Annotated in this window: 20 protein-coding genes; 9 read left to right on the forward strand and 11 right to left on the reverse strand. The window is 69.5% G+C overall.

The window, feature by feature from the left end:
* The 7 genes from VLG41_RS12905 to VLG41_RS12935 form a co-directional block, all read right to left on the reverse strand.
* Window positions 1-1089 (reverse strand): ribonucleotide-diphosphate reductase subunit beta (locus tag VLG41_RS12905; RefSeq protein ID WP_325349808.1); only part of this gene is annotated, 1089 nt, incomplete at its 3' end.
* 146 nt (window positions 1090-1235) lie between these two features.
* Window positions 1236-4124, reverse strand: coding sequence for a ribonucleoside-diphosphate reductase subunit alpha (locus tag VLG41_RS12910; RefSeq protein ID WP_325349809.1), 2889 nt, complete (start codon window positions 4122-4124; stop codon window positions 1236-1238).
* A gap of 320 nt (window positions 4125-4444) precedes the next feature.
* Window positions 4445-5077 carry a 1,6-anhydro-N-acetylmuramyl-L-alanine amidase AmpD gene (ampD, locus tag VLG41_RS12915; RefSeq protein ID WP_325349810.1) on the reverse strand — a complete coding sequence of 211 codons (633 nt, stop codon included), beginning with the start codon at window positions 5075-5077 and terminating at the stop codon, window positions 4445-4447.
* Entirely contained in the window at window positions 5052-6557 is a 1506-nt protein-coding gene (locus VLG41_RS12920; protein WP_325349811.1) for a sigma-54 dependent transcriptional regulator, read from the reverse strand. Before VLG41_RS12920 ends, ampD begins: the two co-directional genes overlap by 26 nt.
* Window positions 6558-6565: 8 nt before the next feature.
* Window positions 6566-8392, reverse strand: a complete 1827-nt coding sequence (locus VLG41_RS12925; RefSeq protein ID WP_325349812.1) for a sensor histidine kinase — start codon at window positions 8390-8392, stop codon at window positions 6566-6568.
* A gap of 8 nt (window positions 8393-8400) precedes the next feature.
* Window positions 8401-8661 (reverse strand): PP0621 family protein, encoded by a 261-nt coding sequence (locus VLG41_RS12930; RefSeq protein WP_325349813.1) that lies wholly within the window; start codon window positions 8659-8661, stop codon window positions 8401-8403.
* 10 nt (window positions 8662-8671) lie between these two features.
* On the reverse strand, window positions 8672-9472 hold the full coding sequence (locus tag VLG41_RS12935; protein WP_325349814.1) for a cytochrome C assembly family protein: 801 nt from the start codon (window positions 9470-9472) through the stop codon (window positions 8672-8674).
* Window positions 9473-9615: 143 nt separating this feature from the next.
* Here VLG41_RS12935 and ffh point away from each other — a divergent pair, with 143 nt between their 5' ends.
* The 4 genes from ffh to VLG41_RS12955 all read left to right on the forward strand — a co-directional run bounded on the left by ffh (window position 9616) and on the right by VLG41_RS12955 (window position 14861).
* Complete coding sequence (gene ffh / locus VLG41_RS12940; protein WP_325349815.1) at window positions 9616-10983, forward strand: signal recognition particle protein; 1368 nt, start codon at window positions 9616-9618, stop codon at window positions 10981-10983.
* A 33-nt stretch (window positions 10984-11016) separates the two neighbouring features.
* Window positions 11017-11649: a uracil phosphoribosyltransferase gene (gene upp / locus VLG41_RS12945; RefSeq protein WP_325349816.1), complete on the forward strand. Its 633-nt coding sequence runs from the start codon at window positions 11017-11019 to the stop codon at window positions 11647-11649.
* A gap of 155 nt (window positions 11650-11804) precedes the next feature.
* Window positions 11805-14333 (forward strand): ABC transporter permease, encoded by a 2529-nt coding sequence (locus VLG41_RS12950; RefSeq protein WP_325349817.1) that lies wholly within the window; start codon window positions 11805-11807, stop codon window positions 14331-14333.
* Between the two features lie 111 nt (window positions 14334-14444).
* Window positions 14445-14861, forward strand: a complete 417-nt coding sequence (locus tag VLG41_RS12955) for a group II truncated hemoglobin (RefSeq protein ID WP_325349818.1) — start codon at window positions 14445-14447, stop codon at window positions 14859-14861.
* A gap of 107 nt (window positions 14862-14968) precedes the next feature.
* Here the strand turns inward: VLG41_RS12955 and VLG41_RS12960 are convergent, their stop codons facing one another.
* The 4 genes from VLG41_RS12960 to radC form a co-directional block, all read right to left on the reverse strand.
* On the reverse strand, window positions 14969-15394 hold the full coding sequence (locus tag VLG41_RS12960) for a hypothetical protein (RefSeq protein ID WP_325349819.1): 426 nt from the start codon (window positions 15392-15394) through the stop codon (window positions 14969-14971).
* A 176-nt stretch (window positions 15395-15570) separates the two neighbouring features.
* Window positions 15571-16371: a DUF3047 domain-containing protein gene (locus tag VLG41_RS12965; RefSeq protein WP_325349820.1), complete on the reverse strand. Its 801-nt coding sequence runs from the start codon at window positions 16369-16371 to the stop codon at window positions 15571-15573.
* Between the two features lie 97 nt (window positions 16372-16468).
* Complete coding sequence (locus VLG41_RS12970; RefSeq protein WP_325349821.1) at window positions 16469-17113, reverse strand: Smr/MutS family protein; 645 nt, start codon at window positions 17111-17113, stop codon at window positions 16469-16471.
* A gap of 34 nt (window positions 17114-17147) precedes the next feature.
* Window positions 17148-17840, reverse strand: a complete 693-nt coding sequence (gene radC, locus VLG41_RS12975; RefSeq protein ID WP_325349822.1) for a RadC family protein — start codon at window positions 17838-17840, stop codon at window positions 17148-17150.
* Window positions 17841-17918: 78 nt separating this feature from the next.
* Between radC and VLG41_RS12980 the strand changes: the two genes are divergently transcribed.
* From VLG41_RS12980 to VLG41_RS13000, 5 genes are all read left to right on the forward strand, one after another.
* The gene (locus VLG41_RS12980) at window positions 17919-18365 is read left to right on the forward strand and encodes an FKBP-type peptidyl-prolyl cis-trans isomerase (protein WP_009516586.1); all 447 of its coding nucleotides are present in this window, start codon (window positions 17919-17921) and stop codon (window positions 18363-18365) included.
* Window positions 18365-19318: a 4-hydroxy-3-methylbut-2-enyl diphosphate reductase gene (gene ispH / locus VLG41_RS12985; RefSeq protein ID WP_325349823.1), complete on the forward strand. Its 954-nt coding sequence runs from the start codon at window positions 18365-18367 to the stop codon at window positions 19316-19318. The genes VLG41_RS12980 and ispH overlap by 1 nt, the downstream gene beginning before the upstream one ends.
* 22 nt (window positions 19319-19340) lie before the next feature.
* Window positions 19341-20645 carry a serine--tRNA ligase gene (serS, locus tag VLG41_RS12990; protein ID WP_325349824.1) on the forward strand — a complete coding sequence of 435 codons (1305 nt, stop codon included), beginning with the start codon at window positions 19341-19343 and terminating at the stop codon, window positions 20643-20645.
* A gap of 51 nt (window positions 20646-20696) precedes the next feature.
* Window positions 20697-21053 (forward strand): thioredoxin family protein, encoded by a 357-nt coding sequence (locus VLG41_RS12995; protein ID WP_325349825.1) that lies wholly within the window; start codon window positions 20697-20699, stop codon window positions 21051-21053.
* Between the two features lie 11 nt (window positions 21054-21064).
* On the forward strand, window positions 21065-21751 hold a 687-nt coding region (locus VLG41_RS13000), incomplete at its 3' end, for a YihY/virulence factor BrkB family protein (RefSeq protein ID WP_325349826.1).

Consider the following 21751-nt stretch of genomic DNA (forward strand, 5'->3'; position numbering starts at 1 on the left):
GGGGAACGGGTTCTCCTCGTTCGGGAAGAGCTCCTCCAGGCCGATCTGCACCGCGCGCCGGTTCGCGATGTAGCGCAGGTAGCCCTTGAACATGCTCGCGTTGAGCCCCAGCACGCCGCGCGGCATGGTGTCCTCGGCATAGCGGTACTCGAGCGCAACGGCCTTCTCGAACAGCGCCTTGATCTCGGCCTTGAACTCGGGCGTCCACAGGTGCGGGTTCTCGAGCTTGAGCTGGTTGATCAGGTCGATGCCGAAGTTGCAGTGCATGGACTCGTCGCGCAGGATGTACTGGTACTGCTCGGCGGCGCCCGTCATCTTGTTCTGCCGGCCCAGCGCCAGGATCTGCGTGAAGCCGACGTAGAAGAACATGCCCTCCATCAGGCAGGCGAAGACGATCAGGCTCTTGAGCAGCTTGCGGTCGTCCTCCGGCGTGCCGGTGTGGAAGTTCGGGTCCATGATCGCCTCGATGAAGGGGATCAGGAACTCGTCCTTGTCGCGGATCGACTGCACCTCGTTGTAGGCGTTGAAGATCTCGGACTCGTCCAGGCCCAGCGACTCGACGATGTACTGGTACGCGTGCGTGTGGATGGCCTCTTCGAAGGCCTGGCGCAGCAGGAACTGGCGGCACTCCGGGGCGGTGATGTGCCGGTAGGTGCCCAGCACGATGTTGTTGGCGGCCAGCGAATCGGCGGTGACGAAGAAGCCGAGGTTGCGCTTGACGATGCGGCGCTCGTCCTCGGTCAGGCCGTTGGGGTCTTTCCAGAGCGCGATGTCGCGGCTCATGTTCACTTCCTGCGGCATCCAGTGGTTGGCGCAGGTGGCCAGGTACTTCTCCCAGGCCCACTTGTACTTGAACGGAACGAGCTGGTTGACGTCGGTCTGGCCGTTGATGATGCGCTTGTCGGCCACGTTGATGCGCCGCTGCGGCGCGGCTGCGTGGCTCGACGGCGCGGCGGAGGAAGCGACGTGACGGGTGACGGCGGGAGTGGTCTCACCGATGGATGAGACTTGCAAGCCCGGCTGGCCGGAAGGGCGGGGGCTGTGCGTCGACGTCGAAGAAGGTGTTGTGGGTTCGTCCCAGTTCAACATAGGGGTCGGTCCGATTCAGCGAATTATCAAAGTGTCTGAGCGAATTGCAAAGCAATCAGGCCGCATGCTCACGAATTTTGTTGCGGTGTTGCATCGAATGAATCAACGCAATGCACCGCATCGGGTTCGATTGCACGCAATCCGATTCACTGACAGGCCTCGCAACCCGGGTCATCGATGGCGCAGAACTTGACGTCGGTGGCGGGTTCGCTCGCGACCGGCGCAGCGCTCGCGGCCGCGGCCACCGGTGCGCTCGGCGTCACCGACACCGCATTGAGTTGTCCGGTGCGGCCGGTGGATTTTTCGATCTGCGTGGCCGAGGTGGTGCGCAGGTAATAGGTGGTCTTCAAGCCGCGCAGCCAGGCGAGCTTGTAGGTCTCGTCGAGCTTCTTGCCCGAAGCGCCGGCCATGTAGATGTTCAGGCTCTGCGCCTGGTCGATCCACTTCTGGCGGCGCGCGGCGGCTTCCACCAGCCACACCGGCTCGACCTCGAAGGCGGTGGCGTACAGGGCCTTGACGTCCTGCGGCACGCGGTCGATGGGGCGCAGCGAGCCGTCGAAGTGCTTGAGGTCCATGACCATCACGTCGTCCCACAGGCCCAGGCGCTTGAGGTCCTTGACGAGGTAGCTGTTGATGACCGTGAACTCGCCCGACAGGTTGGACTTGACCGAGAGGTTGCCGAAGCAGGGCTCGATGGAGGCGTCCACGCCGATGATGTTGGAGATGGTGGCGGTGGGCGCGATGGCCACGCAGTTGGAGTTGCGCATGCCGTCGCGGGCGATCTTCTGGCGCAGGGCGTCCCAGTCGAGGCTGCTGGAGCGGTCCACGTCGACGTAGCCGCCGCGCTCGCGGGCCAGCAGGTCCAGGGTGTCGGGCGGCAGGATGCCCTTGTCCCACAGCGAGCCCTTGAAGCTGCTGTAGCGGCCGCGCTCGCGGGAGAGCTCGGTGGAGGCCCAGTAGGCGTAGTAGCAGACGGCTTCCATCGAGCGGTCGGCGAACTCGACGGCTTCGTTGGAGGCGTAGGGAATGCGAAGTTCGTACAGCGCGTCCTGGAAGCCCATGACGCCCATGCCCACCGGGCGGTGGCGCAGGTTGGAGTCGCGCGCCTTCTTGACCGCGTAGTAGTTGATGTCGATCACGTTGTCGAGCATGCGCATCGCGGTGGCGATGGTCTTCTTGAGCTTGTCGTGGTCGATGGCGCCGTCCTTCAGGTGGCGCAGCAGGTTGACCGAGCCGAGGTTGCAGACCGCGGTTTCGGTGTCGCTGGTGTTGAGCGTGATCTCGGTGCAGAGGTTGGAGCTGTGCACCACACCGGCGTGCTGCTGCGGGCTGCGCACGTTGCAGGCGTCCTTGAAGGTGATCCAGGGGTGGCCGGTCTCGAACAGCATCGAGAGCATCTTGCGCCACAGGTCGGAGGCGGGCACCTTGCGGTAGGGCTTGATCTCGCCGCGCGCGGCCTTTTCCTCGTAGGCGACGTAGGCCTTCTCGAAGTCGGTGCCGAACTTGTCGTGCAGGTCGGGCGTGTTGGAGGGCGAGAACAGGCTCCACTCGCCTTTTTCCAGCACGCGCTTCATGAACAGGTCCGGAATCCAGTTCGCGGTGTTCATGTCGTGGGTGCGGCGGCGGTCGTCGCCGGTGTTCTTGCGCAGCTCCAGGAATTCCTCGATGTCCAGGTGCCAGGTCTCCAGGTAGGTGCAGACCGCGCCCTTGCGCTTGCCGCCCTGGTTCACGGCCACGGCCGTGTCGTTGACGACCTTGAGGAAGGGCACGACGCCCTGCGATTCGCCATTGGTGCCCTTGATGTGGCTGCCGAGGGCGCGCACGCGCGTCCAGTCGTTGCCCAGGCCGCCCGCGAACTTGGACAGCAGGGCGTTTTCCTTGATCGACTCGTAGATGCCGTCGAGGTCGTCCGGCACGGTGGTGAGGTAGCAGCTGGAGAGCTGCGAGCGCAGCGTGCCGCTGTTGAACAGCGTGGGCGTGCTGCTCATGAAGTCGAAGGTGGACAGGATCTCGTAGAACTCGATCGCGCGGGCTTCGCGGTCGATTTCATTGAGCGACAGGCCCATGGCCACGCGCATGAAGAAGGCCTGCGGCAGCTCGATGCGCGTCTTGCGCACGTGCAGGAAGTAGCGGTCGTACAGGGTCTGCAGACCCAGGTAGTCGAACTGCAGGTCTCGCTCGGGCTTGAGCGCGGCGCCCAGGCGGGCCAGGTCGAACTGCAGCATGTCGGGGTTGAGCAGCTCGGCATCCACGCCCTTCTGGATGAACTGGGGGAAGTAGTCGGCGTAGCGCTGGCCCATCTGCGCCCGGGGCACTTCCTCGCCCAGGATCTCCCTGACGATGGTGTGCAGCAGCAGGCGCGCGGTGGCGTAGGTGTAGTCCGGGTCCTTTTCGATCAGCGTGCGCGCGGCCAGGATGGCGGCCTTGTAGACCTCGTCGATCGGCACGCCGTCGTACAGGTTGCGCTTGGTCTCGGCGACGATCGGGTCGGCCTTGACGTCCGCGCCCAGGCCGGCGCAGGCGTCGGTGATCAGGCGGGTGAGGGCGTCGATGTCGAGCGGCACGCGCTGGCCGCCGTCGAGCACGTGCAACTGCGGCTCGGTGGCGCGGGCGGTGGCGGCCTGGGTGGCGCGCTCGGCGGCGCGGCGCTCGCGGTACAGCACGTAGGCGCGGGCGACTTCATGGTGGCCGCTGCGCATCAGGCCCAGTTCGGCCTGGTCCTGCACGTCCTCGATGTGGAAGGTGCCGCCGCCCGGGCGCGAGCGCATGAGGGCGCGCACCACGTTCTGCGTCAGCTCGTCCACCGTCTCGCGCACGCTGGCCGAGGCCGCGCCTTGCGTGCCGTGCACCGCGAGGAAGGCCTTCATCATGGCGACGGCGATCTTGCTGGGCTCGAACGGCACCACGGCGCCGTTGCGGCGAATGATCTGGTACTGCGCGTAGGCGGACACGGGGGTGGAGGAGGTGGGCGAAGCGCCGGGCACGGACTTCTGTGCGTTGGCGACGGGGGACTGGGGGGTGGCTGCGCTCAGCATGTTTCCTCTCGATTCAGGATTTGTTCTGGGTGATCAGGTCGGGTCGGCCGCCGTTTTCGGCTGCGGTGACGGTGCGCGGAAAACAGGCCGGGGGGGTATCTGGGGGCACACTATATCTGGTGTGTCGGGGGGCAACAAGGCACTACCGATAGCGTTTTGTGATCCGGACCGACCGATGCATGGATGGCACCGATGCGCCGGCACGCGACGACTTGCGCAGAGCATCGGCCATGACTGCGTTTCGGCCGCGGACCGAAGCATTCATGCGGGGTGTGGCGCGATTCGGCGCTGCAGGCCGCGCGTGGCCTGTGATGGCCGGGTCAGTCGCGGCCGCTGTCGACTGGAAGGCCGGCCGGTCGCTGGTGTGTGGCCTCGGGAAAACACGAGGTGGGCCATCCGACGAGCTGCCGCAGCCGAACCCAGTCGAAGCCGGGCCCGGGGTCGTGTTTGCGCGCGGGGGCGATGTGCTCGTGACCGGCGATGTGGCGGATGGGGTGGCGCGCGCGCAGGACCTGGCTCAGGCGCGCCAGTGCCTCGTACTGGGGCGCTTCGAAGGTGTCGCCTTCCAGGCCTTCGAGCTCGATGCCGACCGAGAAATCGTTGCAGTTGTCGCGCCCGAGCCAGTGCGAGGCGCCCGCGTGCCAGGCGCGGCGCGCGGTGGAGACGAACTGCAGCACGCGCCCATCGCGCCGCACGAAGAAGTGGGAAGACACCTCGATGCCGCGGATGGTCTGGAAGTAGGGGTGCGCGTCCCAGTCGAGCCGGTTGGTGAACAGCCGCTCGACCTCGTCGCCGCCGTACACGCCGGGTGGCAGGCTGATGGAGTGCACCACGATCAGGTCGACCACCGTGCCGCGTGGCCGCGGGCCGTGGTTGGGCGACCCGACGCGCTGCGCGCCGCGCCACCAGCCGCCGCGCCAGCCGGGCTCAGTCCGCGGCGTCGCTGTCGCCATGGCCGGGCGCGCCGGGCACCACGATGCCCAGGCGCTGGATGCGGTAGCGGATCTGGCGCAGGTTCAGGCCCAGGCGGGCCGCCGCTGCGGTGCGGTTGAAGCCGCATTCCTGCAGGGCCTTGAGCAGCACCTGGCGCTCCTGGTCGTCGAGGTAGCTCTGCAGGTCGCTGGGCAGCGCCTCGCCAATGCCCGTATCCGGCGGATTCAGCGGCACGAAGCGGTAGGGTTCGCCCGCCGTCGAGGCCTCGGACAGCGGATCGGGCAGCGTGGCGGGCTCGGTGTCACCGGTCTCTCCGAAGTCCGCGGGGCGCAGCACCGGGCCGCTGGCCAAGGCCAGTGCGCGCTGCAGCAGGTTCTCCAGCTCGCGCACATTGCCCGGCAGTTCGCGCGCCTGCAGCCAGTCCAGCGCGGCGGACGACAGCTCGGGCACGGGCTGTCCGGCCTCGATGCACAGGCGTTCCAGCAGGGCCTGCGCGAGCAGGGGCAGGTCCTCGGGGCGGTCGCGCAGCGCGGGGGTGCGCAGGCCGATGACGTTGAGGCGGTAGTACAGGTCCTGGCGGAACTGGCCGGCCTGCACCAGCGCGGGCAGGTCGCGGTGGGTGGCGCTCACCAGGCGTACGTCGACGGCGTCTTCCTGCACGGCGCCGAGCGAGCGCACGCGGCGCTCTTGAATGACGCGCAGCAGCTTGGCCTGCATGGCCAGCGGCAGGTCGCCGATCTCGTCGAGGAACAGGGTGCCGCCGTGCGCGGCCTGGAAGTAGCCTTCACGGTCGGCGCTGGCGCCGGTGTAGGCGCCCTTGCGCGCGCCGAAGAACTCGGCCTCGATGAGGTTTTCGGGAATGGCGCCGCAATTGACGGCGATGAAGGGCCCGCTGGCGCGGTGGCTGCATTCGTGCACGGCGCGCGCCACCAGCTCCTTGCCGGTGCCCGATTCGCCAAGGATGAGCACCGGCGCCATGCTGGTGGCGACCTTCTCGATGCGGGCCTTGATCTGCACGATGCTGGGCGCCTGGCCGACCAGGCGCGCCAGGGCGCGCACCCCACTGGGCGGCGGCGGCGCGCTGCGGGTGGGTTCGTTGGCGGGCACGGCGGCCAGCGGCGCGCGCTGGCCGCGCAGCGCCGACGTGACGGCCCCGCGCAACTGGCGCAGATCGACCGGCTTGGTGAGGTAGTCGAAGGCGCCGGCCTTGAGCGACTCGACCGCGTTCTCGGCGGAGCCGAAGGCGGTGATCACGATGCACTTCTCGGTGCGCTGGCCGTCGGTGATCTCGCGCAGCAGGCTCAGGCCCAGGCCATCGGGCAACTGCATGTCGGTGATGAGCACGTCGAAGCGCTGCTGGGCCAGGCCCTCGCGGGCCTGCTCCAGGTTGGCGGCGGTGGTGACGGCGTGTCCTTCGCGCAGCAGCGTCAGTTCGTAGAGGGTGCGCAGGTCGGGTTCGTCGTCGACGACCAGGATGGAGGCGCTCGCGGAGGCGGACATGCGGGGGCTCAGCCGGTGGCCAGCGGGGGGTGGCCCGAGCGCAGCGGATCCACGATGGTGTGCTCGTGGTCTTGGGCCGGGTGGGACGCGGGCGACAGGCTCAACTGCTGCCCGCCCCCGCGCGCGGGGGCCGCCGCCGCGGCGGTGGCCACGTTCGCCAGCGGCATGAGCACGTAGAACTCGTTGCCCTCGCGCTGGTCCAGGCGCGCGCGCTGGTAGGCGATCTGCGCGCCGTAGCGTTCGCAGAGTTCGCGGCAGATGTACAGGCCCAGGCCGCTGGAGCGGCTTTCGGACGAGAAGAAGGGCTCGAACAGGTGCTTGAGCACGCTGGCCTCGAGCGGGCCGCCGTCGCTCCAGATGGACAGGCGCAGGTGTTCGGCGCCGCTGGGCTGGGTGACGATGCGAATCGACGCGGGCTTGCCGCTGGCGTGGCGCAGGGCATTGTCGAGCAGGTTCACCAGCAGGCGGCGCAGGTGCTCGGGGTCGAAGGCCACCAGGCCCTGGGAGGCATGCAGGTGCACGCCCAGGGTCTGCGTCACGTTGTTCTGCCGCATCCACTCGGCCGTCACCTGCCGCACCATGGAGTCGAGCGGCAGCGGCGGCACGTGGCCGTCGGCGCGGCTGGGCTGGGGGCGCGCGATGTTGAGGATGTCGTCGACGATGCGCGAGAGGCGCTGCGCGTTCTGGTCGATCATCTTCGTCAGGCGCTTCTGCGCTGGCTCGCGCACCTCCTCATCGAGCAGGGCGTTGGCCTGGGTGATGGCCGACAGGGGGTTGCGGATCTCGTGCGCCACGGCGGCGGACATGCGGCCCATGGAGGCGAGCTTCTCGGTGCGCACGCGCGCCTCGACCTCGCGCAGGTCTTCGAGGAAGAGCACGCACAGCGAGCCACGCTCGCCCACGGCGGGCGTGAGCTTGGTGCGCGCGTGCAGGCGCTGGCTGGGTCGGCTGCCGTGTTCGATGGTGGTTTCGGTCTCCAGGGCAGCGTCGATGGCAAAGCTCTCTTCGACCAGCGCGGCCAGGTGCGACCAGCTCGGCCGCGCCGACAGCAGCAGGCGCGCGCCTTCGGGGTAGTTCTCGCCCATGAGCATGCCGCGGGCCGCGGGGTTGGCGTTGCGCACCACGCCGTGCGTGTCGATCACCAGCACGCCCACGCCCAGGCTTTCGATGACCACCTCGTTGACGGCGGCCTGCGCGCGCGCGGCGGCCTGGCTGCTGGCCGAGACGGCCTCTTCGCGCGCCAGACGCTGGGCGAGCTGGTGGGCCAGCACCGCCACCAGGAAGAAGCCCGTGCCCGCGAGCCCGGCCTGCAGGAAGCGCGCGGTGTCGAGCTGGCCGAAGCCCGAGGCGTCGATCGCGGCCTCGGCCAGCAACAGCAGCGTGACACCGGCCGCCGTGCCCAGGCCCAGCACCATGGGGCCGAGGATGGCGCCCGTGAGCACCGGCAGCGCGAACAGCGGGGTGAAGTTGATGCTGCCGCCGGGCTGGAAGTGCTGCAGCAGGGCCACCACCGCCACGTCCAGGCCGATGGTGACGAGCCACTGCGCCGTGGACGCGCGGCCGTGCTCCGCAGGCTTCCACATCAGCAGCACCGCCACCGTGGCCAGCAGGTAGGTGGAGGCCAGGGCGGTCAGCCAGACCGTGCTGCCCTGGATGGTGAGCAGCAGGAACAGTTGCAGGGCCAGCAGCACCAGCGCCACGAACACGCGCGCCCGCATGAAGGCGCGCCACAGGCGCTCGAAGGCGCGGGCGCGCTGGTCGTGCGCCTGCGCGCCCGCGCTGTCGTGTGCCGAGTACCAGGAGGGGGCGAAGCTGGAACTGTCGTGGCGTGCCATGCGGGACCTCAGGCCGACGGGCCCTCGATGCGCTGCCGGTGCTCCGCGCTGCAGTAGCTGCCGTCGCGGCCGATGAGCGCCTCGCTCTGCGGCAGGTGCGTGCCGCAGGCGCGGCAGGCCACCATGGCGATCGGCTGGCCGGGCCCGCGCGCGGCGGGGCGTGGCCGTGGCGGCGCGGCGGCTTCACCTTCCTGGCGCTCGATGCGGCGGTTGTTGCGCCACACATAGAACGCCACCACGACGACGGCGAGCACGAGCAGGTATTTCATTCTTGGAGCGTCATGTGCGGTGCAGCAGCACCTCGATCACGAAGCGCGAGCCCACGTAGGCCAGCAGCAGGAAGCCCGCGCCCACGTAGAGCGTGCGCACGGCGGTGCGCCCGCGCCAGCCCAGTTGCCAGCGGCCCCACAGCAACACGCCCATGGTGGCCCAGGCGAGCACCGAGAACACGGTCTTGTGGTTCCACACCATGCGCTGGTTGAGCAATTCGGAGAAGTGCCAGCCCGCCAGCAGCGTGAGGCTCAGCAGCAGGAAGCCCGCGGCCACGAAGCGGAAGGTGAGGCGCTCCAGCGTGAGCAGGGGCATGGCGGTGTCGCTGGCCGCGCCGCTGCGCATGGCCCGTTCGGCGCGCTGCATCAGCCAGGCGTGCACCACGGCGGCGGCGATCAGACCGTAGGACGCGATGCCCAGGGCCCAGTGCAGCGGCATCCACACCGAGGGCAAGGCGGGGTGCTCGGCGCCGGGGAAGGCGATCACCAGCAGCATCACGGCCGCGCCCATCAGCGCCAGCGCCCAGCGCGCGCGCAGTTGCGGGTACAGCCGGCTTTCGACCAGGTAGACGGTGAGCACCAGCCACAGCGTGACCGACAGCGCCGGTGCGAAGCCGAAGCGCACCGGTTCGCTGAGCAGGCCGGCCAGCAGCGCCAGCAGGTGCAGGCCCCAGGTGATGGCGAGCAGGCCGCGCGCCTGGAAGCTGCCCAGCCGGGGGTGTGCCCATGCCACCAGCGCGTACGCCAGCGCGGCCAGCGTGGCGAGCACGGCGGCCGGCGGGTTGAAAGCCAGTTGGGGCAGGAGGTTCATGGCCACAGGCCAGCGCGGCAGGTGCCGAGGGCTAAAATCAGCCGCACATCTTAACGGCGCCTCCCGGGCGCCTTGCGGCCCGATCACCCGTTCAACGGGTCCCCATGGCGCTCCGTCGGCGCCTCCTCACTCCCGCCCCAGCCATGGCTTCAGCCCTGTCCGACCGCCTGTCACGCATCGTCAAGGAGATGCGCGGCCAGGCCCGCATCACCGAAAGCAACGTGAGCGACATGCTGCGCGAGGTGCGCATGGCCCTGCTCGAGGCCGACGTGGCCCTGCCGGTGGTGCGCGACTTCATTGCGCGCGTGAAGGACAAGGCGCTGGGCCAGGACGTGGTGGGCTCGCTCACTCCGGGCCAGGCGCTGGTGGGCATCGTCAACCGCGAACTCGCCGCGACGATGGGCGCTGGCGTGGCCGACCTCAACCTCGCGGCCCAACCGCCCGCCGTGATCCTCATGGCCGGCCTGCAGGGTGCCGGCAAGACCACCACCACCGCCAAGCTGGCGCGGCACCTGATCGAGAAGCGCAAGAAGAAGGTGCTCACGGTCTCTGGCGACGTCTATCGCCCGGCGGCCATCGAACAGCTCAAGACCGTGACCGCGCAGGCCGGCGCCGAGTGGTTCCCCAGCACGCCCGAGCAGAAGCCCGCCGACATCGCGCGCGCCGCGCTCGACCACGCGCGGCGCCACCACTTCGACGTGCTGCTGGTCGACACGGCCGGCCGCCTTGCCATCGACGAGGCGCTGATGCGCGAGATCCGCGACCTGCACGCGGTGCTGAACCCGGTGGAGACCCTGTTCGTCGTCGACGCCATGCAGGGCCAGGACGCGATCAACACCGCCAAGGCGTTCAAGGAGGCGCTGCCGCTCACCGGCATCGTGCTCACCAAGCTCGACGGCGATTCGCGCGGCGGCGCGGCGCTCTCGGTGCGAGCCATCACCGGCGCGCCGATCAAGTTCGCTGGCGTCTCGGAAAAGATCGACGGCCTGGAGGTCTTCGACGCCGAGCGCCACGCGCAGCGCGTGCTGGGCATGGGCGACATCGTGGCCCTGGTCGAGCAGGTCACGGCCGGCGTGGACATGGCATCGGCCCAGAAGCTCGCGGCCAAGGTCAAGAGCGGCGAGGGCTTCGACCTCAACGACTTCCTCGATCAGTTGCGCCAGATGAAGCAGATGGGCGGGCTGTCCAACCTGCTCGACAAGCTGCCCGCGCAGATGGCGGCCAAGGCCGGCGAAGCCGACCTCTCGCGCGCCGAGAAGGACATCCGGCGCAAGGAAGGGATCATCTGCAGCATGACCCTGGCCGAGCGCCGCAAGCCCGAGATCATCAAGGCCACGCGCAAGCGCCGCATCGCCGCCGGGGCGGGCGTGCACGTGCAGGAGGTCAACCGCCTGCTCAAGGAATTCGAGCAGATGCAGGGCATGATGAAGAAGATGAAGGGCGGCGGCCTCATGAAGATGATGAAGCGCATGGGTGGCATGAAGGGCATGCCCAAGCTGCCCGGCATGTGATCCCTCTCCCCGCAATCTCCACCTCCCCACGCCATGGCACGCGACGTTCACGTCATCTCCCACCCGCTGGTGCAGCACAAGCTCACGCTGATGCGCCGCAAGGACACCAGCACCAAGAGCTTTCGCGAGCTCGTGCACGAGCTCAGCGCCCTGCTGGCCTATGAGCTCACGCGCGACATGCCCATGCAGGAGATCGACATCGAGACCCCGCTGGAGCCGATGAAATCGCGCGTGATCGACGGCAAGAAGATCGTGCTGGCTTCCATCCTGCGCGCGGGCAACGGCTTCCTCGACGGCATGCTGCAGGTCATACCCGGCGCGCGCGTGGGCCACATCGGCCTGTACCGCGACCCGGCCACGCTCAAGGCCGTGGAGTACTACTTCAAGATGCCGCAGGACATGCACGAGCGCGACGTGATCGTGCTCGACCCCATGCTGGCCACCGGCAATTCGGCCGTGGCGGCGGTGGACCGGCTCAAGAAGACGAACCCGCGCTCCATCCGCTTCGTCTGCCTCGTCACCTGCCCCGAAGGCCTCAAGACCTTCCACGACGCGCACCCCGACGTGCCGGTCTACACGCCCGTCATTGACCGGGGCCTGAACGAGCACGGCTACATCGTTCCCGGCCTGGGCGACGCGGGCGACCGCATCTTCGGAACGAAATAGGTTCCCCTTGCGGCGCTGCGCGCCTCCCCCCAGGGGGCCATGCCGACGGACCGGCGGAGCCGGATCCGTGGCATTCGCGGTTCGGGGCTGGCAGGACTGGGGCCTTGCGGCTGCATGACAGCTTTGTTATTTCGTTTGCGTTAGGGTAGCCACCCATGAATCCCCAAGCCCCTTCCTTCTGGCGCATCGGCTGGACGTCCCTGCTGCGCGACTGGCGCGCGGGGGAGTTGCGGCTGCTGGTGATCGCGGTGACGCTGGCCGTGGCCGCGCTCACGGCCGTCGGCTTCTTCGCCGACCGCCTGCAGGGCGGCCTCACGCGTGACGCCAGCGCGCTGATCGGCGGTGACGCCGTGGTGGTGTCCGACCAGCCGGCCGGCGCGGCCTTCGTCGAGCGCGCCGAGGCGCTGGGCCTGCGCCACACCCACAGCCTGAACTTCCCCACCATGGGCCGCGCGAGCGACGAGCAGGGCGGGGCGGCGCGGCTGGTGGCGCTGAAGTCCGTGGGCGAGGGCTATCCGCTGCGCGGCACGCTGCGCGTCTCCGAGTCCCCCGACGCGCCCGACGTGGTCGCGCCCGGCATTCCCGCGCGCGGCACCGCCTGGGTGGACGCGGCCTTGCTGGTGCAACTCGACCTGCGCGTGGGCCAGCCGCTGCTGCTGGGCGACGGGCGCTTCACCATCGCGCGGGTGCTCACGGCGGAACCCGACCGCGGCGGCGGCTTCATGAGCTTCGCGCCACGCGTGATGATCCGCAACGACGACCTCCCCGCCACCGGGCTGGTGCAGCCCGCCAGCCGCGTGAGCTACCGGCTTGCCGTGGCCGGCCCCGAGCCCGCCGTGGCCGGCTTCAGCCGCTGGGCGCGCGCGGAGATCGAGCGCCCCGGCGTGCGTGGCGTGCGGCTGGAGTCGCTCGAGGGCGGCCGGCCCGAGATGCAACGCACCCTGGGACGCGCCGAGAAATTCCTGAACCTGGTGGCCCTGCTGGCCGCGCTGCTGTGCGCAGTGGCCGTGGCCATCGCGGCGCGCGGCTTCGCGCAGCGCCACCTGGACGACTGCGCCATGCTGCGCGTGCTGGGCCTCTCCCAGGGCAACATGGCGCGCGCCTACACGGTCGAGTTCGCCATCGTGGGCCTGTTCGCCAGCGCGCTGGGCGTGCTGCTGGGCTGGGTGGTGCACCACGTTTTCGTCTTGCTGCTGGCGGGCCTGGTGGAGTCGCGCCTGCCCGCGCCCGGCCCGGTGCCGGTGCTGCTGGGCCTGGGCATGGGACTCACGCTGCTGCTGGCCTTCGGCCTGCCGCCGGTGCTGCAACTGGCCAAAGTGCCGCCGCTGCGCGTGATCCGACGTGATGTCGGCCAGCTCAAACCCGCCACGCTCGGTGTGCTGGGTCTGGGCGTGGTGGGCTTCGCGGCGCTGCTGCTGGCGGCCAGCCGAGACCTCCTGCTGGGCGGCATCGCCGTGGGTGGCTTCGCGGCGGCGGTGCTGCTGTTCGCGGCCGTCAGCTACCTCGCGGTGCGCGTGCTGCGCGCCAGCGTGAACGAAGCCACCGCGCCGCGCGCCCTGGTCATGGCCACGCGCCAGCTCTCGGCGCGCCCGGCCTACGCGGTGGTGCAGATCAGCGCGCTGGCCGTGGGCCTGCTCTCGCTGGTGCTGCTCGTGTTGCTGCGCACCGACCTCATCGACAGCTGGCGCAGCGCCACGCCGCCCGATGCGCCGAACCGCTTCGTCATCAACGTGCAGCCCGAGCAGGCCCAGCCTTTCCAGCAGGCGCTGCGCGGCGCCGGCGTCAACCAGTACGACTGGTTTCCCATGATCCGTGGCCGCCTGGTCACCATCAACGGCAAGAGCGTGCAGCCCGAGGACTTCGAAGCCGAGCGCGCACAGCGCCTGGTCGAGCGCGAGTTCAACCTGTCGCACACGGCCGAGCGGCCCGAGAACAACCCCATCGTGGCCGGGCGCTGGACGCCCGAGGAGGCCGACGGCCTGAGCGTGGAGGAAGGCCTGGCCGAGGAGCTGGGCCTCAAACTCGGCGACGCGCTCGGTTTCGACATCGCCGGCCAGACGGTCGAGCGGCGCATCACCAGCCTGCGCAAGGTCGACTGGGGCTCCATGCGCGTGAACTTCTTCGTGCTGTTCCCCCTGGCGCAGATGCCCGACGTGCCGATCACCTACATCAGCGCCTTCCGCGCGCCCGAGACGCAGGGCTTCGACAACGCCCTGGTGCGCGAATTCCCCAACATCACCAACGTCGACATGAGCCAGACCATCGCGCAGGTGCAGCGCGTGCTGGGCCAGGTGATCGCGGCCATCGAGTTCCTCTTCGCCTTCACGTTGGCGGCCGGACTGGTGGTGCTGCTGGCGGCCGTCACGGCCACGCGCGGCGAGCGCGAGCGCGAATTCGCCATCCTGCGCGCCGTGGGTGCCGGCTCGGGCCTGCTGCGTCAGGTGCAGCGCATCGAGTTGCTGGGCGTGGGCCTTCTGGCGGGCTTCCTGGCCTCCGTCGTGGCGGTGGCGGTGGGTTGGGCGCTCGCGCGCTTCGCCTTCGAGTTCACCTGGACGGCCTCGCCCTGGGTGCCTCTGGGCGGCGCGCTGGCGGGCGCGGTACTGGCGCTGGCGGCGGGCTGGTGGGGCTTGCGCGCGATCTTGAGAACCCCGGTGGTTGAAACCCTGCGCCGCGCCGCAACATGAATAACCCCCGCCGCGCTTCGCGCGACCCCCGCAAAGGGGCGGCAGCTGCGGCCCGGCAGAGCCGGTTCCACGCTGCCCTTGGGCGTGCGACCACTCACGTAGCGAATCCGTATGAGCGAGTCATTGTTGCAACCTGAAGAACCCGCGAAGTTCGCCACCCCGTTCGAGTGGATCGGCGGTGAGGCGCGCGTGCGCGCGCTGGTCGACCGCTTCTACGACCTGATGGACCTGGAGCCCGGCTACCGCGAGCTGCGCGCCGCGCATGGCAGCACGCTGGACAGCGCGCGCGAGAAGCTGTTCTGGTTCCTGTGCGGCTGGCTCGGCGGGCCGGACCACTACGTTTCGCGCTTCGGTCACCCCCGCCTGCGCATGCGGCACATGCCGTTTGCCATCGGCATCGTCGAGCGCGACCAGTGGCTGGCGTGCATGGACCAGGCCATGGGCGAGACCGGGGTGGACGCCGAACTGCGCGAGCGGCTCAAGAAGAGCTTTTTCCAGACGGCCGACTGGATGCGCAACACGCCTTGAGCCCGCGATGGCGTTCGCAGCCGCTCCAGTCGGGGTGGTGCGTGAATATCAGTAGCGCAACCAAGCCGAAGCCCATTTTCGGTCTGAAGAGGCGAGCGGATCTCGGGCTAAGGCATTTGGTTGCTCGGATCACAAAGCCAGGCAACCGCGGCCAGTGCCGCATGAGGATTTCCCATGGCGATTGGCAGCAGCGCGTAAACCGCGGAGCTGTCGCTTGGGGGCAAGCCCTTCGTGCCGTAGAAGTACACGAGTTGATCCCTCAAGGCATAGAACGTGTTGGCAAAAGCCTGCGACGGGGGATCGGGTTCCAGGCCCTTGAGATTCAGTGCAATCCCCTTGGCCGACTGCAAGGTGCCGAAGCTGTTCTTGATGTCCGGCAGCGGCTCCGGACGCGTGCTCGATGCGGTAGCCATCGGGTAGTACCTATCCCACTCACGCACAACCCAGTCCGCGAGTTCGATGTGTGAGGCGAACGTGCGTTGGCCGTGACCGCCACGGAACGTGAGCGTGTAGGGGAACAATTGAGTAGGCATCAAAACTCCCATAAGTGAGGCTGGATTTCTGCGCAGCACGCAAGGCCTTCGCATGCTTGCGAGATTCTCCCCGCGCCCGCCGCTTGCGAAGGTCGCAACAGGACCGGTTGATCACCAATTGTTGGGAGGGGCAATTCCCCCTGTGGCGGTGCTTCAGCCCGGGCTGACGGCCGGGTTCAGCGGGTGGTCAGCGAGCGTTCGCGCAGCGTCAGCGGGCCGTACCAGGCCTCGGCCCGGGTGGCGAGGTTGTTGGCGTCGGTCATCAGCCCCACCGCGGTGAGGGGGCCCGGCGGCTGACCGAAGGCCGCCAGGTAGTCGGCGCGAAGGTCACGCTCGTGCTCGACCCAGCCGCCCAATTGCTGCGGCCCCTGCTGCACCACCAGCTTGCGGATGCGCCGCGTGTGCGGGTTCTCGACGACGGTGCCCACGGGGTAGCGGTTGTCCCACACGTACATCAGGGTGGCGTACGGAAGGGGCTCGCCGGTCATCAGGTGGGCCAGCTCCGAGAGCATGTGGTCGCGCCGGCTCCAGGATTGGCGATCGCCATCGAAGCTGAGCAGCACCCGCGCCACGGCGTCGTCGGCCTGGGGGTCTTTCATGTCGGCCTGGTCCATCAGCGCATCGGTTCGCCACGAGAAGCGCAGCCGCGCGCCGGGTGGCAGTTCCGCTGTTTGGAAGGGCAGGCGCAGCAGGCTGTTGCCCGCGTCGCTGCGCGCGTGCAGCGCGGGTCGCCCGTCGAACACGGTGGCGCGGTAGTCGGTGGGGCGGCGGTTGCCGTAGCGGCGGTGGTGCCAGGGGCCGGCGGCGGTGAGACCGTCGAACCGGCAGGCCCGCGCCCAGGCCGAGCCATCGATGGCGTTGTCGCCACTGCCCCCGGACGGCGGGTCACCCGGCGTGGCGCAGCCCGCCAGCGCGGCGCCAGCGGCGAGCAGCCAGTGGCGGCGATCAACCGGGAAGCGTGGCAGGGCGGGCGGCATGGCCCGAGATCATGCCGTGGTCCGCTCGCGCCAGCGCGACGCGCAACGGACGGTGGCGCCCCGCGTGCACGGCGTCACGCCGCGGGGGGGCCGTGTGTCAGGCCGGACGCAGCAGCACCACCAGCGCGCCGGCCCCGCCGTCGGCCGGGCGAGCCTGCACGAAGGCCATCACTTCCTTCTTCTGCACCAGCCATCGCAGCACGCGGCCCTTGAGCACCGGCGCGCGGCCCGGCGAGCCCAGGCCCTTGCCGTGCACCACGCGCACGCAGCGCAGGCCCTGCTGGTGGCTGTCCCGCACGAAGCGGCCCAGGGCCTCGCGCGCCTCGTCGGTGCGCAGGCCGTGCAGGTCGATCTCGCGCTGGATCGCCCAGCGGCCCTCACGCAGCTTGCGCACCACCTCCGGCCCCAGGCCGGGGCGGCGGAAGCTCAGCTGTTCGTCGGTGTGCAGCAGGGTTTCGACGTCGAATTCGTCGGACAGGGCCTCGCGCATCACCGCGGCCTCGTCGCGTTCGCGTTGCAGGGGGCGCGGCTCGGGCGCGGGGCGCGGCGGCTGGGCGCGCCCGTGCGCGGGCAGGCGCTGCACCGGGCCCACGGCGATCTCGAACAGGCGGTGCTCGCGCTCGCGCCGCACGGCCGCCAGCCGTTCGGCCTCGCGCTCGGCCGCCTCGCGCGCCCGGCGCTCGGCCAGGGCGTTGCGGATGGACTTGAGCTCGCCGAGGGTGTTCACCTTCATGCCCGTCATTGTCGGGCCGGGCCCGATGCGCGGCGCGAACGGCTCAGAGAAGCCCGAGCTGAGAGAAGGACGCCGCGCGCTCGCGCGTGACGACGATGTGGTCGAGCACGCGCACGCCCACCAGGGCCAGCGCGTCGCGCAGGCTGCGGGTGATCGCCACGTCGGCCGCCGATGGCTCGGCGAGTCCGCTGGGGTGGTTGTGCGCCAGCACCACGGCAGCGGCCTGGTGGTGCAGGGCGCGCAGCACCACCTCGCGGGGGAACACGCTGGCCTGGTTCAGCGTGCCGCGAAACAGCTCCTCGAAGGCGATCAGGCGGTGCTGGCTGTCCAGCAGCAGCAGGGCGAACACCTCGTGCGGGCGGTCGCCCAACTGCAGGCGCAGGAAATCGCACACGGCGGCGGGGTCGTTGAGCAGGTCGCGCGCCTTCAGCGGCTGGGCCAGGGCACGGCGCGCGATTTCCATCACCGCCGCGATCAGCGCGCGCTTGGACGGCCCCAGGCCCTTGATGCGGCCCAGCGCGGCGGCGTCCGTGGCCACCAGGCCGGCCAGGCCGCCACAAGTGTCCAGCAGTTCCTGGGCGAGCTGCAGCACGTGCTTGCCGGCCATGCCGGTGCGCAGCAGCAGCGCCAGCAGTTCGGTGTCGCTGAGGGCGTTCGCGCCGCGCGAGAGCAGCTTTTCGCGCGGTCGTGCGTCGCTGGGCAGGCCCTTGAGCCCGGCCCGCTGATGGGCTTGCATGCGGTTCCTCCCCGGATCGGACGCGCTTTTTACAATACGCGTTTCGCCCATTCCCCAGGGTGCATCGCCACCCCCACCATGTCCCACGTCCAGCCCGGCTCCTTTCTCACCTTGCACTACCGCATGAGCGGCGCGCAGGGGCAGGTCATCATCGACACCTTCAACGGCCAGCCCGCCACGCTCAGCCTGGGCCAGGGCGAGCTGTCGCCGGCCATCGAACAGCGCCTGATCGGCCTGGCCGAGGGCACGCGCACCGTCATCGACCTGGCGCCCGGCGAGGCCTTCGGCGAGCGCCAGCCCGAGATGCAGCAGTGGGTGGCCCGCAAGCTGCTCAACGAACTGGGCGATCCGCACGAGCAGTACGCGGTGGGCGACGTGGTGCAGTTCCCCACGCCCGACGGCCTGGGCAGCTATGCCGGGGCCGTGCGCGAGGTGCGCGCCGATGGCGCCGTGCTGTTCGACTTCAACCACCCCCTCGCGGGCCAGGCGGTGCGTTTCGAGGTCGAACTGATCGGGGTCCTGTAATGGCGCAACTGCAAGACATCATCCTGGCCGAGCCGCGCGGCTTCTGCGCCGGCGTCGACCGCGCGATCGAGATCGTCGAGCGGGCGTTGGCCAAGTTCGGCGCGCCCATCTACGTGCGCCACGAGATCGTGCACAACACCTACGTCGTCAACGACCTCAAGTCCAAGGGCGCGATCTTCATCGAGGACCTGGACGACGTGCCGCCCGGCGCCACGCTGGTGTTCTCGGCGCACGGCGTGAGCAAGGCGGTGCAGAACGAGGCCGCGCAACGCGGCTTCCAGGTGTTCGACGCCACCTGCCCGCTGGTGACCAAGGTCCACATCGAGGTGGCCAAGCTGCACCGCGAGGGCTACGAATTCATCATGATCGGCCACAAGGGCCACCCCGAGGTCGAGGGCACCATGGGCCAGCTCGACAGTGGCATCCACCTGGTGGAAGACGTGGCCGACGTGGCACGCGTGAACCCCGCGCAGAGCGACAAGCTCGCGGTGGTCACGCAGACCACCTTGTCGGTGGACGACGCGGCGGAGATCCTCAAGGCCGTGAAGGCGCGCTTCCCGCAGGTGCGCGAGCCCAAGCAGCAGGACATCTGCTACGCCACGCAGAACCGGCAGGACGCGGTGAAGCTGCTGAGCGCGCAGGTGGATGTGGTCATCGTCGTGGGCAGCCCCACCAGCTCCAACAGCAACCGCCTGCGCGAGGTGTCCCTCAAGCTCGGCACGCCCGCCCACATGGTGGACAACGCCGATGAGCTGCGCCCCGAGTGGTTCGAGGGCCGCGCGCGCGTGGGCCTCACGGCCGGTGCCTCGGCGCCCGAGATCCTGGTGCGCCAGGTGATCGACCGCATCAAGGCCTTTGGCGCCATCTCCGTGCGCTCCATGGACGGCCTGTCCGAGACCGTCAAGTTCCCGCTGCCCAAGGGCCTCAAGCTCGGCGACGCCGGCACCCACTGATTTCCTTCACCCGCCCCCTCCCATGCTCGACATCGTTCAACTGCGCAAGGACCTGCCCGCCACCGTGGCCCGGCTCGAGACGCGCAAGCAGCCTCAGCCCTATCTTGACGTCGCGGCCTACCAGGCCCTCGAAGGCGAGCGCAAGACGCTGCAGACCCGCACCGAGGAACTGCAGGCGCAGCGCAACAGCGTGTCCAAGCAGATCGGCGCGCTCAAGGGCAAGGGCCAGCACGCCGAAGCCGACGCGGCGATGGCGCAGGTCGGCGCCATCAAGGCCGAGCTGGAGGCCGGTGCCGCGCGCCTGGACGTGATCCAGGCCGAGCTGCAGGCCTTGCTGATGGCCGTGCCCAACCTGCCGCACGAGAGCGTGCCGGTGGGCGAAGACGAAACGGCCAACGTGGAAGTGCGCCGCTGGGGCACACCGCGCAGCTTCGACTTCCCGGTGCGCGACCACGTGGACCTCGGCGCCCCGCTGGGCCTCGATTTCGAAACCGGCGCGCTGCTCTCAGGCTCGCGCTTCAGCTTCCTGCGCGGCCCGGTGGCGCGGCTGCACCGCGCGCTCGCGCAGTTCATGCTCGACCTGCAGACCGAGCAGCACGGCTACACCGAGTGCTACACGCCCTACATCGTCAATCGCGAGGTGCTGGAGGGCACGGGCCAGTTGCCCAAGTTCAAGGAAGACATGTTCTGGGTGCTGCGTGGGGGCGACGAAGAAGCGGCCGAGCAGTACCTCATCTCCACCTCGGAGATCTCGCTCACCAACACCGTGCGCGAGCGCGTGCTGGCCGAGGCCGACCTGCCCATCAAGCTCACCGCGCACAGCCCCTGCTTCCGTTCCGAGGCCGGCAGTGCGGGCCGCGACACGCGCGGCATGATCCGCCAACACCAGTTCGACAAGGTCGAGATGGTGCAGATCACGCACCCCGACAAGAGCTACGAGGCGCTGGAGCAGATGGTGGGCCACGCCGAGGCGGTGCTCCAGAAGCTGGAGCTGCCTTACCGCGTGATCGCGCTGTGCACCGGCGACATGGGCTTCGGTGCCGCCAAGACCTACGACCTGGAGGTGTGGGTGCCGGCACAGAACACCTACCGCGAAATCTCGAGCTGCTCCAACTGCGAGGCCTTCCAGGCGCGCCGCATGCAGGCGCGCTTCAAGAACGCCCAGGGCAAGAACGAGCTGGTGCACACGCTCAACGGCTCGGGCCTGGCCGTGGGCCGCGCGCTGGTGGCGGTGCTGGAAAACCACCAGAACGCCGACGGCAGCATCGCGGTGCCGGCGGCGCTGCGGCCCTACCTGGGGGGGCTGGAGCGGCTGGCGGCGCACTGAGGAGGAACGGTATTTGCCGGGCAGCGGCCAGCTTCACTCAGGAGAGCGCCCATGAACGCTGCTTCAGCCTACGTCAGCGGCGGGCCGTCTCGCGCCGAGATCGCGTCCACGCCCGGCCACACGGTGATCGAGTTCGGCTCCAACCTCTGCGGCATCTGCCAAGCCGCGCAGCCGGTCATCGCTGAGGCACTGGGCGCCCACGTGGGCCCGGCGCCGCTGCGCCATCTGAAGGTCGAAGATGGCCCGGGGCAGCCGCTGGGGCGATCGTTCGGCATCAAGTGGTGGCCAACCCTGGTGGTCCTGCGCGACGGGCAGGAGGTCGCCCGCGTCGTGCGGCCCCGCCGCGTGCAGGACATCGAGGGCGCCCTGGCGCCTCTGGCCGCCAGGCCTTCGCCGGACGGCTCGTGACGAGGTCTCCCGTGAACGCCCGACAGGTGCTTCGACTCTGCCGGCAAGCGATCGGGGCCTGGTTCGATGATTTCGCCCCCAGCATGGGGGCGGCCATCGCCTACTACACCGCGTTCTCCCTGGCGCCGCTGCTGGTCATCGTCATCGCGGTCGCCGGTGCGATTTTTGGTCACGAGGCCGTCACCGGCCAGATCACGCAGCAGCTCACCGATCTGATCGGCGCCGAAGGGGCCCGCCTGGTGCAGGGCCTCATCGCCAGCGCCAGCGACACCGAGCGCGGCCTGGTGGCCGGCACCATCAGCATCGTCGTACTCATCGTCGGTGCCACCACGGTCTTTGCCGAACTGCAAAGTGCGCTTGACCGCATCTGGCGCGTGCCGGAGCGCCAGAAGCCCCAGGGCGTGTGGGCCATCCTGCGCGCCCGCCTGCTGTCGTTCGGGCTGATCCTGGGCCTGGCCTTCCTGCTGATGGTGTCGCTGGTGGTGGGTGCGGCCATAGCCGCCGTGGGCAGTTGGGCGGGCGGGCTGATGCCTGGCGCCGAAGCGCTGCTGCAGGCCCTCAACGTCCTGGTGTCGCTGAGCTTCACCACGGTGCTGTTCGCGATGATCTTCAAGTTCATGCCGAGCACCTCGGTCGCGTGGCGCGACGTGTGGGTGGGCGCCCTCGTCACGGCGGCGCTGTTCGAGCTCGGCAAGCTG

Source organism: Hydrogenophaga sp. (genome assembly GCF_035481345.1).
Classification (GTDB): Bacteria; Pseudomonadota; Gammaproteobacteria; order Burkholderiales; family Burkholderiaceae_C; genus Hydrogenophaga.